Annotated in this window: 12 protein-coding genes; 3 read left to right on the forward strand and 9 right to left on the reverse strand. The window is 68.0% G+C overall.

Going from position 1 to position 12,486, the window contains the following annotated elements:
- Positions 1-7 precede the first annotated feature (7 nt).
- Positions 8-817, forward strand: a complete 810-nt coding sequence (locus F6X38_RS10810; protein ID WP_150969803.1) for an ATP-binding protein — start codon at positions 8-10, stop codon at positions 815-817.
- A gap of 23 nt (positions 818-840) precedes the next feature.
- On the forward strand, positions 841-2,310 hold the full coding sequence (locus tag F6X38_RS10815) for a TniQ family protein (RefSeq protein ID WP_161992716.1): 1,470 nt from the start codon (positions 841-843) through the stop codon (positions 2,308-2,310).
- Between the two features lie 441 nt (positions 2,311-2,751).
- On the opposite strand, the gene F6X38_RS10820 is transcribed toward F6X38_RS10815, so the two are convergent.
- The 6 genes from F6X38_RS10820 to F6X38_RS10845 are packed head-to-tail and all read right to left on the reverse strand — an operon-like array spanning position 2,752 to position 7,230.
- Complete coding sequence (locus F6X38_RS10820; RefSeq protein ID WP_150969807.1) at positions 2,752-3,900, reverse strand: DUF1501 domain-containing protein; 1,149 nt, start codon at positions 3,898-3,900, stop codon at positions 2,752-2,754.
- Between the two features lie 2 nt (positions 3,901-3,902).
- Positions 3,903-5,291 (reverse strand): DUF1800 domain-containing protein, encoded by a 1,389-nt coding sequence (locus F6X38_RS10825; RefSeq protein WP_150969809.1) that lies wholly within the window; start codon positions 5,289-5,291, stop codon positions 3,903-3,905.
- Positions 5,292-5,327: 36 nt separating this feature from the next.
- Positions 5,328-5,825 (reverse strand): periplasmic heavy metal sensor, encoded by a 498-nt coding sequence (locus tag F6X38_RS10830; protein ID WP_150969811.1) that lies wholly within the window; start codon positions 5,823-5,825, stop codon positions 5,328-5,330.
- Positions 5,822-6,259, reverse strand: coding sequence for a hypothetical protein (locus tag F6X38_RS10835; protein WP_150969812.1), 438 nt, complete (start codon positions 6,257-6,259; stop codon positions 5,822-5,824). The genes F6X38_RS10830 and F6X38_RS10835 overlap by 4 nt, the downstream gene beginning before the upstream one ends.
- Positions 6,256-6,804 (reverse strand): RNA polymerase sigma factor, encoded by a 549-nt coding sequence (locus F6X38_RS10840; RefSeq protein ID WP_150969814.1) that lies wholly within the window; start codon positions 6,802-6,804, stop codon positions 6,256-6,258. The genes F6X38_RS10835 and F6X38_RS10840 overlap by 4 nt, the downstream gene beginning before the upstream one ends.
- A gap of 24 nt (positions 6,805-6,828) precedes the next feature.
- The gene (locus F6X38_RS10845) at positions 6,829-7,230 is read right to left on the reverse strand and encodes an EF-hand domain-containing protein (protein ID WP_150969817.1); all 402 of its coding nucleotides are present in this window, start codon (positions 7,228-7,230) and stop codon (positions 6,829-6,831) included.
- 229 nt (positions 7,231-7,459) lie between these two features.
- Between F6X38_RS10845 and F6X38_RS10850 the strand changes: the two genes are divergently transcribed.
- Positions 7,460-7,735, forward strand: coding sequence for a GCG_CRPN prefix-to-repeats domain-containing protein (locus tag F6X38_RS10850; protein WP_150969819.1), 276 nt, complete (start codon positions 7,460-7,462; stop codon positions 7,733-7,735).
- Between the two features lie 436 nt (positions 7,736-8,171).
- Here the strand turns inward: F6X38_RS10850 and F6X38_RS10860 are convergent, their stop codons facing one another.
- The 3 genes from F6X38_RS10860 to F6X38_RS10870 form a co-directional block, all read right to left on the reverse strand.
- Positions 8,172-9,263 carry a nucleoside hydrolase gene (locus F6X38_RS10860; RefSeq protein WP_150969823.1) on the reverse strand — a complete coding sequence of 364 codons (1,092 nt, stop codon included), beginning with the start codon at positions 9,261-9,263 and terminating at the stop codon, positions 8,172-8,174.
- A 113-nt stretch (positions 9,264-9,376) separates the two neighbouring features.
- Positions 9,377-10,216: a bifunctional allantoicase/(S)-ureidoglycine aminohydrolase gene (locus F6X38_RS10865; RefSeq protein ID WP_150969825.1), complete on the reverse strand. Its 840-nt coding sequence runs from the start codon at positions 10,214-10,216 to the stop codon at positions 9,377-9,379.
- A 100-nt stretch (positions 10,217-10,316) separates the two neighbouring features.
- Positions 10,317-12,485 (reverse strand): sulfatase-like hydrolase/transferase, encoded by a 2,169-nt coding sequence (locus F6X38_RS10870; protein WP_150969826.1) that lies wholly within the window; start codon positions 12,483-12,485, stop codon positions 10,317-10,319.
- Between the last annotated feature and the right edge of the window lies 1 nt (position 12,486).

The following is a 12,486-nucleotide window of genomic DNA, read 5'->3' on the forward strand; positions in this document are numbered from 1 at the left end:
CGACATCATGTCGGTCGTGCTCGAACGGGACGACCGACTGGAACGCCCGGTGATCAAGATCCCCGTCGATCCGAAACCGTCGTTCAAGAGTTTGTTCTCGGACGTCGTCGTCGCGGTGACCGGCACCAGGCCGCCCAAGACCATGAACTTCATGTCCGTCCTGACGATGCTGATCCACCAGTTGCTCGCGCAGAAGACGAAGCTGCTGATCTTCGACGACGTACAGCACATCTCCGAACATCGCGGTCCGGAAGGCATCTACAAAGCGGCGGACGTCTTCAAGGTCCTCATGAAGTCCGCCCGGATGCAGATAGTGCTCATTGGTCTTCCCCATGCCCGCGAGATCATGCTGGCCAACACGCAACTGCACGAGATGACGTCTCGCGTGCATCAGGTCTCGCCGTTCGTCCTCGATGGTCGCGAAGGCGAATTCGTCCAGTTTCTCGAGGCGATCGAGGGAGAACTGCCGTTCGACAAAGCGAGCGACATCAGCGGCGACGAGGTCGCGGTTCGAATCCATCACGCGACGGACGGTTACGTCGGACGTATCTCCCACCTCCTGATCGACGCGGTCGACTACGCGCTCGAGGAAGGTCTCGGTCGCCTCGACCGGACGGCGCTGGCCGGCATGCTGCGCGATCACCGAGGCATCGGCAGCCACCTGAACCCGTTCCTCCTCGACGAAAACGAACTGAAGGAGTTCCAGCAGACGATTCATGCGGAGCGGTCCAAACGTCAACGCGCCGCGGAAGACCGACAGACCAGGACGGCGGGCGTTCGTCAGCGCCGCCGCGATCTGGGTGTTCGTGGACGATGAGCGTCGTACGGGCGCCGGGTTGGATGCCGCACCTCTGGATCAGGCCGGAGTCGGACGAGCCCGTCCACGGCATGATGCTGCGGCTGGCCGCCTCGAACGGGCTTCCGCGTCTGCGGTCGTTCGAGACCATGGTCGGTGTCCGGACCCATCAGGTTCGTCTGGGCGACAGGCTGGACGCTCTGGCGAAGGTGCTGCGCTGCGACGTCTCCGATCTCCAGGATCGCTGTTATCGTCGGACGTCCGCGAAGATGCGAACCTTTCGCGGACAGACGCTCGGCACCGTGAAGGACATTCACACGCGGATACGCAGGGTCTGCCCCCTATGCCTGTCGGAGCGACCATTCCACAGATTCTGGTGGGACTTCGGTTTCGTCGCGACGTGCCCGACCCATGGTCGGCATCTCGTCTCGGAGTGCTCGTGTGGTCGACCGCTGTCCTGGGACGACGTGGAACTCCACAAATGCCGAATGTGCGAAGACGGATCGGTGCATCGCCTCACCTTTGACCTTGCGGATCCGGACCTGGTCTCGCTCGACCGTCTGTTGCTGTCCAAGTTCGGCGTGGGGAACGCGGATGCCGCTCCGGTCCTCGACGAACTTTCGCCACGGGACGCCTTCGAGGTGGCGGGGCGCGTCGGAGCGCTGGACGCGTTGGGCTACCGGACGAAATGGGTGGAGCCGGAGGACTGCGGCGAGGCGAACGCCGTCCGTGCCAGGGGTTACCGCATCCTCGTCGAAGGACGTCTGCCGGAGATCCTCGACCGGGTCTTCGCGGAATTCATGGTGACGAGGGAGAGGACGGAGGAAGGCAAGCTGCCCCTGCCGCGCATCGACAACGCCTACGGCTGGTTCGTGCACTGGTTCCGCTTCAGGAAGGACGAAGACTTCTCCCCTACCCTTGCGCGCATCATCGTCGCGAACGCGGAAGCGAAGTTCCGCCTCACCGCGGACAACTATCCCAAGACCGCTCGGTCGGGCGGGACGATCAACCTCTCCGAGGCGGCAGCGATGGCGCGTTGCCGGCCGCGCAACCTGCGTCGCCTCCTCGCGAAGGAAGGATTGATCCGCCCCAAGATCGTGAAGGGCAGTCCCGTCAGGATCGAGCGCTCGGTCGCCGAAAGGATCGCACATGACCTGGCCGATGCGATCGGTCAGGCGGACCTCTCGAGTTTGACCGGTCTCGGCTCCGAATGCGTCAAGACGCTGGTACGGGCAGGTTCCCTGCCATGCTGGCTGAGAGGTGGCGGAGCCGAAGCTCACCGTTTTTTGTTCCGTCGGCGTGAGGTCGTCGAATGGATGCATCGACTGATTCCAGAAGCGCCCGCCGTAGCCCGAGCACCCGACGGTTCGCTTACGCTCGCTCGCTGGCCCTACGAGCGGAAGATCTCGGTCAAGCGCATGATCGACATGCTGGCACACGGCGACCTTGCGGTTCACGGCCTCCTCAACGGCAAGCGTGATTTCGCATCGGCGCTGACGCGGGCGCCTGGCTGAACGACTTCGACGGCACCACGCCGACATCGCCACTCGGACACCGCCTCCGGCTCGAAGCCGGGGGCTTTTTGTTGTCCGGCGTCCAAAGCGCCTTCCCTGACGCGTCCCCTTTGAATCCACGCGATCATCATATGCGATAGGATGGCCTCGTCGCGACCACGATATGCGATGGGTACGACCAACTTATCTGATCAGCTCGCACAACGCCGGCTGCGTTTTTCGCTGCGCCAGGTCAGTCTTATGAGTCGCAGTACAGTTCTTGCGACGAACTCTCGGAACGGAACGTTGGTTTGCCTCAGGGAACTCTGAAGTACCAATCGTGACACTGTAGCTCCGCCGTGGTTTTCCGAGGCCCGTAAACCGGGCCTCGGACTTTAAGATCCACGGGGTTTCACGTCGCACGAACGAGTCCATTCCGCCGGAACGCGGTTGCCGCAATAATCACGCTTCGACCAAACCCGAAAGGTTCCTGTTCAGCGGGCGGCCGGGAAACAGGGTGCGCATCGTGCGCTCCGGATCGAGCGCGAGGGCTTCGGCCGCCGCGGTGGTGATGAGCGCGTCGAGATCGAGGGTGGGCGCCAGGTCGCGTCCGTCACGCAGAACTCGCTGCCCGAGGCCCGGCCAGTCGGCCAGCACCCGCCCGCCTCGCACCGCGCCGCCGACGAGCATGGCGGCGGAGGCTGTGCCGTGATCGGTGCCGCCCGTCCCGTTGAGCGCGGCAGTGCGGCCGAACTCGGTAGCGACGAGCACTGTGGTTTGCTTCCACGCTTCCCCAAGACCGTCGCGTAGGGCGCCGATGAGCGTATCGAGGCCGCGCAACTGATTGGCGAGGCGGTTCACCTGGTTCGCGTGCGTGTCCCAGCCGCTCGTCTCGATCATCGCGAGACGCGGTCCGTCGGCACGGGCGAGGAAGCCGGCCGCGACGCGGCCGACCGCCGCCGGGTCCTGCCGCCGCTCCACGCCGGCCGCGAGCCCGCGCGTCTCCATCGCCGCGCTCCAGAGGGCATGGAGCTGCGGGTCGGCGTCGTAGAGGGCGGCGACCCGCGTCAGGAGATCGTCCGGCGCCTGTCCAAGATTCGACGGCGCGTAGGACAGCACGTCGGCCGGCCCCCGCAGGGCGAGCGGCACGGTCGGAGCGAAGGCGATCGCCTCGTCCCGGCTCTTCGGCAGAAGCGAGACGAGCCGGTTCATCCAGCCGTCCTTCAACTGGTAGGGGTCCGTCCCGCCGCTCTCGAGGACGTTCTGGCCGTCGAAGTGCGAGCGCTCGCGATAGGGCGAGGCGACGGCGTGGACGAACAGCGCTTCCTTGCGTCCGTAGCATCCGGCCATTTCCGTCAAAGCCGGATGGAGGGCGAAGGTGCCGTCGAGCCTGTGCAGCGCCGCCCGGTCGTCGGCCAGGCGGCGGTTCAAGCCGGCCAGCGCCGGGTCGGCATAGGGCACCACGGTATCGAGCCCGTCGGCAGCACCGCGCTGGATGACGAAGACGAAGCGGCGATCGGTCTCGACGTTGGCGAGAACGAGGCGGGGCGAGACGAGAAGCGCGCCGGCGCCCGTGGCGGCGAAGCGCAGGAACTGGCGACGGTGGACCATGCCTATCTCCGCAAGAATTCGGGCGACACGAGCAGCAGCGCGAGAGCGGAGGCGCGCGACTCGGCACGCCCCACCTGAAGCCGCGTTCCCTCGCTCAAGCTGCCGGCCAGGAGTTTCGGGGCGAGTTCGCGCGCGTCGAGCGTTTCCGAGACCGGCCGGACCAGGCGTTGCGCGATCTCGATCCGGCGCATCAACGCGTCGGGGGCGGCCCAGCTCGCGGCCACGTCGTCGTAGCCGGCCGGCGAGCGCGGCCGCCAGATCGCTTGGCCGAGCTGGTTGGCGAGCTGGACGCTTTCGACGTCGCCGAGGTCGGTGCGGCCGAGGCCCCGAAGCGCCGAGACCAGCCAGTCCCAAGGCGTCTTGAATTTCGGCTGCGACGGCGCCCACGCTTCGGGCGCGTCGATCAGGGCGCGGTACAGGGTCGGCAGATCCCCGTCGGACATCGCGAAAGCGTCCGCCAGCTTCGAGACCAGCGCGTCCGGCGGGTCGTCGGCGACGAAATGGCGGGCGAGCTTGGCGGCGACGCGGCGTGCCGTGGCACTGGCCGCACCCAGGTCGCGCAGCACGGCGCGGGCTTGGGCCGCGCCCGGTTGGCCATAGGTCCGCCCGAGAATGGTCCGCTCGCCGGGCTCGTGCATCTCGGGACGGAAGCGGAAGGCACCGGGCTCGACTCCGTCCGGATCGTTCGGTCGCGCGACCGTCCAGCCGGTCAGCGCGAGAGCGAACTCCGTCACGTCCTTCTGATCGTAGCCGGTGCGCGCGCCGAGCGTGTGGAGCTCCATGACCTCGCGCGCGAGGTTCTCGTTGATGCCGGGCCGACGCGCGCCGCCGGCGGCCGCCGCTCGCGCCGCGCGTCGGCTGTTCGGTCCGGCCGAGCGCGGCTGGTCGAGGAAGAACAGCATGGCCGGATGCGTCTCGGCGGCGAGAGCCAGGTCGGCGAACCGTCCGAGCACGTGCGGGCGGATGGCCTCCCGCTCGAACGCACCGGCAAGCACCGTGACCTGCGGCTTGTCGGCCGACACGGCGAAGTGGTTCGACCAGAAATGGACGAGCCGTTCCACGAAGGGCGTCGGCGTCGCGACGGCCGAGGCGAGCCGCATCCTCGCTTCTAGGCGATAGAGCTCGCGGCCGCGCCGGCGCAACGCCATCCGCGCCTTCACCCGCTCGTCGCCGGAACGGTCGCGCAGGCTGGCGCGATCCTCGGCATATTCGGCAAAAATGCCGGAAGCGCCGCGAGCTTCCGCGAAGGCCGCCGGAACAGCTTCGAAGCGGCGAAACTGGTCGAGCAGCCAAGAGCGCGGGTCGGCCGGCGGCGCTTCATCCGGCCGGGCGCCGAGCCCGAAGCGGTTGAGCGCAGCCGTCCCGCCGGCGAGGTCGTTCGGTACCGCCATAGCCGCTTCGCCTCCGTTGTCTCCGTTTCGCGACGTTCAACGGTCGGCCGCTGCCGATCCGTCGCCGGGGCGGCGATTTACCCGCGTGCCCCGCAGCATCGGTCCGCTTCCCTCCAGCCCTTCGATCAGCTTGGCTCGCTCGGCGTCGTTCAGGCTGGCGGCGAAGTCGACGGCGGCCGCCTCGACGCGCGTCCGGATCGCCGTGTCCGAAGCACGGATCGCCGCGAGCGCCGCATCGATCGCCGGCCGATCGAGCGGTGCCCGTTCCAGCAGCCGATGCAGCTCCCGGCGTCGATCCCGCCCGGCCGCCGCCTGGTCCGCCATGGCCCTTCGCGCCCCCGACAGCGCCGCGCGGAACGCCTCGCGGCGCTCGGCCGGGAGTCCGGAAGCGGCGAAGCGCAGGCCCGGCCGGGGTCCGGCGGCGGTCCGCCCGGCTTCGAGCCAGACATAGGCGCCGCCCGCCGCCGCGCCGACGAGAAAGACGTTCAGCGCCAGCGAACCGGCGAGCAGCAGCCGCGACATCCGTCCCGTCATTCCTCGTCGTCCCCTTCGTCGGTCACCGCAGCAGGCGAATGAAAGGCGGTCAGCACCGCGCCGTCGTCGTCGCCGAAATCGGCGGTCATCGGCAGAACGAGCGCGACCGCCAGGGCGCCGGACAGGACGCCGGCCATGCCGAGACCGGCGAAGGCGCTTCCCCGCCGGATCACCGTCCACCAGCGATGCCGCGACCGACGGGCGGACGCATCGGCGAGGATGCCGCCGACGAGTGCCGAACCCGGCTGCTCGACGCGATGGCCCGCCAGGAAGCGGTCGAGCAGGGCCGCCTCGCGCAAGATGCTCTCAGCCGCGCTCGCGTTGCGCGCCATGAAGGCTTGCGCCGCTTCGCGCTCGGCATCCGGCCAGCGGGACGGCGACGCGCCATAGCTGTCGACGATCCTGCGGAAGCGTTCGCCTGTTATCTCGCTCATTCGTTCATCTCGTTCGCCAGGCGGTCGCGCAGGGTTCGCCGCGCCCGCGACAGAAGGCTTTCCAGCGCTTCGACCGAGATCCCGAGAACGGCCGCGGCCTCGCCGTTGGAGAGTTCCTGATAGTATTGCAGCACGATCGCCTCACGCTGCCGTTCCGGCAACGCCGCGAGCGCGGCGGCGACCGCCTGACGCTCGGCCTGCCGGACGAGGTGCTGTTCGGCGCCGGGTGTGGGATCCGCCATCTCGGGAGGCTCGGCGACGGTGAGCTCGCGTTTGCGACGGAGCCGATCCCGGCAGAGGTTGAGGACGACCGTGTGCAGCCAGGTGTCGAACCGGGCCTCGCCGCTGCGCCAGCGAGGCGCCTGCCGCCAGATCCGCACGAAAGCCTCCTGCGAGACGTCCTCCGCCTCCTCGCGGTCCCCGAGCATCCGCACAGCGAGACCGAGGATGCGCGGCAGCTTGCGCGCCACGATGGCGCGCTCGGCCGCCGCTTCCCCGCCCGCGATGCGAGCGAGGAGCGCTTCGTCGGACTCGCAGCCGGCCAATCTTCCCCCGCTCCGCGCCGCTGCTCATCCCTTGCCGTTCTTGCGCGCCCGCCGCTCGTCGCGGTCGAGTGCGCCATCCTTGTTCGTGTCCCGCCGCTCGAAGCGCCGCTCCAGCATGGGCTGCAGTTCGGCGGCGTCGAGGGAGCCGTCGCGGTTGCCGTCCAACCGCGCGAAACGCCGCTCGGGATTCCCTTGCGCGCGAGCCGGCGCGGCGCGGCGCGCCTTCCATTCGTCGAGCGAGATGCGGCCGTCCCCATCCTTGTCGGCCCGGCGCAGGAGACGGGCGGAGGCCATCGAAACGAACTCGGCCTTCTCCATCCGCCCGTCGCCGTTCGCGTCCCATCGCGGCGCGGCGACGGCCGCGCCGGACGCGAAGGCCGATGCGGCCGCGAACCCGCAGAGCAGATTCCTGAAGGTGGTGTTCATGCTTTTCCCTCGATCGGTCGAACCTTCGTAACCCTTGTTGCACGGCCGAGTGGCCGAAAGCCGTCGCGGGATCACCGCGTTTTCTCGACGGCAGGCGGCCTCGAACGGCGAGCTCGGGAAACAGGAAGCAAAATTCCTCCCGCCGCCGCGACGGAACGCGCGCCGACGCCCGTTGAACGAACCGCTCGGCAGCCGTGAAAGCCGCCGGGCGAACCACGGGAACGACAACATGAAGAATATCGTATTGGCCGCCCTCGTCGCAGTTGGCGCGTTTGCGGCCGTCTCGCCGGCCGACGCCCGGCAAGGCTGCGGCGTCGGCTATCATCGCGGTCCCTACGGCGGTTGCCGACCGAACCTTCGCCGCGGCCCGGTCGTGCGCGGACCAGTGGTGATCGTGCCGGCGGCGCCTGCGGTCGGCGTCTTCTATCGTGGCCGCGGCTGGTGGGACGGCCGCCGCTACTGGGCGAACCGCTACCGCTGGCACGGCGGCTGGCGCTACCGCTGAGGCGAAGGAGCTAAGCGGGGACGGAGCGAGCAAACGGCCCTCGCTCCGTTCTCCGCGGCCCTGGCGCCAGTCGTGCGTCGGCTTCCGCTACGACACCCCATTTGACGCGGCCATTGTCGTCTCGGACATCGCCCGCTCGAAGACGCTCCGCGAGTCGCGCCGCAAAAGCGAGCTCGCCTCCGTCGAAGAGGTCGAGGCGATCGGCCCGCTGCAGGTCACCTTCCGACTGCATATGCTCGCGATCATCGCGCGGAATGACCACGCTCTACTTCTCGGCGCCGATCTTCGTCGTCCTGCCGAGCTTGATTTTCAGGCTGTGGGAATACCCCGGCAGGGTCCTATGCCGCAGACACACCGCTTTCGGTGAAGCGCCCCAACAGCCGTCTTCCGCCGACGGCGCGTCCGGCATTCGCGCTTTTGCCTCGCCCCATCACGCTCAGTCGGGACGCTCGATCGGCACCGGGCGTGACAGAAGGTCGACATAGAGGTCGAAGAAGCGCTTGTTGTCGAACTGCTTCACGACCTTGACCTTGTGCAGGAGCGGCGTCGGCTGTTGCTGCCAATAGCCGAGCGTGCGTCCGTAGCCCGGGCCGAAGGAAACGTCGACGTCGAGGTAGAGGTCGTCGACCTTCGTCGCATAGGACGGATCGACGAGGTAAGCGAGCGCCAGCGTATCGAAGACGCTCGCGGTGGCGGCCGGATCCTTCGCGAACTTCTCTCCCATCCAGCTTTCGCGGAACAGCTTCTGGATCGGGCCGTCCCCGGCGACCATCCGCCCGAAGGTCGGCGCGTCGAGCTGCGTGATGTCGGTGACGTCGAGCGGGATCATCGCCTGCTCGATCGGCTCGCGCATGACGATTCGCGCCGCTTCCGGATCGATCCAGACGTTCATCTCGGCAGCCGGCGTCGTGTTGCCCTTCACGTCCACCGCGCCGCCCATATAGACGATCCGCCGGATTAGCGGCACGATCTCCGGGTTCTTGCGCACCGCTAGCGCGACGTTGGTGACAGGCCCGATGACGAGCAGGCTCACCTCGTGCGGATTGGCCTTCACCGTTTCGACGATGAAATCGACGGCGTTCTCCTCGCGCAGCTTCGCCCGCTTCGCGAAGCCGTCCGGCGGCGCGACGAGATCCTTCTCCTCCGGCTGCGGCCGGTGGAAGGCGGTCTTCCAACTCTCGCCGAAACCGAACAGGGCGCGCTCCTGCTCGAAGCTCCTCGGATCGTGGACGAGGGGCAGGTTGGCGCCGGCGTAAACGCCGACCTGGTTCTCGATGCCGAGGCGTTCCACCGCCCGCAGGGCATCGGCGACTTCCTGGCGCAGCCAGTTGTTGCCGGTGACGACCGTCACGCCGAGAAGGTCGAGCTTCCGCTCCTTCTGCAACTGCGCCGCCATGATCAGCACCTGCCCGTCATCACCGAGCGTGCTGAAATCCGTGTCGAGAATGACCTTCTTTCCGGCCGCATGGGCCGCCATGGTCCACATCGCCGCTGCCGCGACGAAGAACGCCGTCATCGCCTTGCGCATCTTCGATCTCTCCCGCCGTTTCCGCCCGCGTTCGGCCGGACTTTGCATCCGATCAACCTAGGGCGCTCGGTGGCGCTGGCTGGACTTACGCGAGGGAGCAATCAGCCTCTGCTCTACAGGCGGCCGAGCTTCGGATGCCGGTTCACGTCCTTGTAGAGCAGGTAGCGGAATTTCTCCGGCCCGCCGGCGTAGCAGGCCTGCGGGCAGAAGGCGCGCAGCCACATGAAGTCGCCGGCCTCGACCTCCACCCAGTCCCGGTTCAACCGGTAGACCGCCTTGCCCTGCAGCACGAAAAGGCCGTGCTCCATCACGTGCGTTTCCTCGAAGGGGATGACACCGCCGGGTTCGAGCGTCACGATGTTCACGTGCATGTCGTGGCGGAGGTCCTCGGGCTCGACGAAGCGCGTCGTCGCCCAGCGACCTTCGGTATCCGGCATCGCGATCGGCGTCAGCTCGCGCTCGTTGCGGAAGAACGCCTCCGGCACGCCAAGCCCGTCCACGGATTCGTAGGCCTTGCGAATCCAGTGGAAGCGGGCCGGCTCCGTGCCGGTCGCACGCAGGCTCCATTTCGCGCCGGGCGGCAAAAAGGCGTAGCCGCCAACCGCCAGTTCGTGATCGTCACCGCCGAGCATGATCGTCACCGCACCATCCACGACCAAGATCACCCCCTCAACTCCGCTGTCGGGCTCCGGCCGGTCGCTGCCGCCGCCCGGCTGGACCTCCATGAGGTACTGCGAGAAGGTTTCGGAGAAGCCGGTCATCGGTCGCGCGAGCACCCAGGCGCGCGCCTTCTCCCAGAACGGCAGATAGCTCGTCACGATGTCCCGCATCACACCCTTCGGGATCAAGGCATAGGCCTCGGTGAACACGGCTCGGCCGGTGTGGAGCTCGGTCTGCCCAGGCAGGCCCCCAGCCGGCGGATGATAGAATGAGGTGGTGTTTCGTGCGCTCATCGGGTGATCCTATTCGAAAGGCACGTTTCCCGGCCAGACGAAGCACGCCCGATTCCCGCGGGCGCGGATATCGGCGTCCGCTCGGGCGAGCATGTCAGTCTCAATCCGCCCCGCTTCGATCCCCGCCCCGCAGGGACCTGAGGACCTCGGCGAGGGTTCCGCTTGCGCCCGGCACGACGCGATACAGCCGGACCTCGTTCCGGCCGGATTGCAAGGCCGACGGCGGCAGCATCACGGCGAAGCGCGTTTCGCCGCCCTCGGCATAGGACGGGACGACCGCCCGGATGCGCCCGTTCACCGCGAAGGCGAGGAGCGGGCGATCCGCCGAAGCGCGCCCGTCCCGGTTCGCGAGCACGCCGCGCAAATAGACCGGCAGCCGCCCGCTGTTCGGATCAACGTTGCCGAGAGCATCCCAATCGTCCGAGGCGAAGACGAGGTCGGCGGCTCCATCCGGCGCCTGAAGTTCGGCGACGGCCTTCCCCAGGAATTCGGCCCCCTCGCCGCGACGCGTGAGATCGGCAAGTGGCAGGCCGGAGCCGAAGGTCGCGATCTCGCGGTCCAGCAACGGATAGGTCGCGACGGCGTCGCGCGCGAAGGATACCGGACCGCCGACCTCGCTCGGACGCCAGATTTCGATCGTCGGCCGCTCTGGAAAGGCGGCACCAGTCATCGGACTGCCCGGGATCGGCCAGGAAACGGTGGCTCCGGCTTCTCGCGCGATCGTCGGCAAAATGTCGAGGCTCGACACCGGCCGGTCGCTGCGCATCCCGGTTCTCTGGTGCGGCAACTTCACGAACATCGGTATCGGCAAGAGGTCGGGCGCGTTCTCGGTCGTCAGCGGGTTGCGCGTGTAGACGCCCGGGCGGAACGACTTGCCGTGGTCGGCGGTGACGATCACCAGTGCATCGTCGTACTTGCCGACCGCCTCCAGCTTCGCGACGAGTTCGCCGAGCAGCCGGTCCACGAAGCCGAGTTGCAGCAGGAAGCGCTGGTAGCTGAGATCCACGAGATACGGATCGTCGGCCCAGCGATCGTCCGGCAGCCGCCCGATCGAGTTGCCGCCGTCATAGGCCAAGCCGTCCGGCAGGTAGTCGTAGGGATCGTGCGGCAGGAGCACGTGCACGAAGTCGAGGGTTCTGTGCCCCGGCCGGATGCGGTCGACGAAGGCGCGGAACTCGGCCGGCCGGTCGCTGGCAATGCGCGCGTTCGCGTTGCGCATGATCATGTCCTCGGCCGCGCCCGGAGCCGCCTCGTCGGTGATGCCGCCACCAGCCCGGCCGAAGCCCTTCCAGCCCGTGTCCAACGGCGGCAACCAGCGCTCGGCATAGGGCGACGGCACGAGCGCGTGGAGAAAGACGAGCTGCACGTCGGCCGCGAAAAGGCGCGGGTCGAAGCGCCTGCCGCCCTCGCCTTCCCGACTGCAGAGGTCCGGCGGACAGAGTTCCGTCACGGTTTCCGAGACGTTCAGCTCATAGCTTCGCCCAAGCAGCGTGAAGAGGTTGTCCGGATAGCCCTTGGCGGACGGCAGGCGAGGCTCCGGCCCCGGCGGCTCGCCGCCGAGGATGGCCGGTACCGCCTTGAACGTCGCCGTATAGGCGGCGGTCGCCTTCGGAAACCACCAGCCGTCGCGGGCGAGGCTCGCGAAATTGGGGAAACGCACCGTGTCGACGTTCCTCGAAGCGTCGAGTAGCGCGGTTGGATTGAATTCGTCGAAGACGACCAGCACCACCGGCGTGTCGCCGGAAACGGCCGGCACAGCGGCCGTCGGCGTTCGATGCGGCAGGACGATCGCCGAGACCGGCGTGACGAACAGGAAGTTGAGCGGCAGGAGCAGGCTCGCCGCACTCGCGATCGTGACGAAACGCATCGCGGTCCGCGATTGGGCGTAGATCGCCGCACCCACGGCGGCGGCGAGGAGCGGCAGCACTAGAAGCAGGCTGCCGGCGCCGCTCGCGAACCGGTTCATGGTGACGAAGCCGAAAACCGCGAAGAGCCCAGCCACGCAGCCTAGATGGGCGACACGTCGGGCGGCCGGCCAGACGAGGCCGACGAGGCCCTCGAAGGCCAGCAGCACCGCCGGCAGCGCGAACGAGACCAGTATGGCGAGCGCGACCACGTCCATGCCGGCCGCGCGGTGGGCCACGAAGAATTCCGGGCTCCGCGAGAGGATCGCGTAGAGCGGCTGGGCGACGGCGAAGGCGCTGAGGCCGAAAAGGTGCAGGGCTTCGACGGGCGAAGGAAGGCGGCGGCGCGTGTTTCCGAGCCGCATC

The organism is Plantimonas leprariae (assembly GCF_008802405.1).
In the GTDB taxonomy this organism is placed as follows: Bacteria; Pseudomonadota; Alphaproteobacteria; order Rhizobiales; family Rhizobiaceae; genus Plantimonas; species Plantimonas leprariae.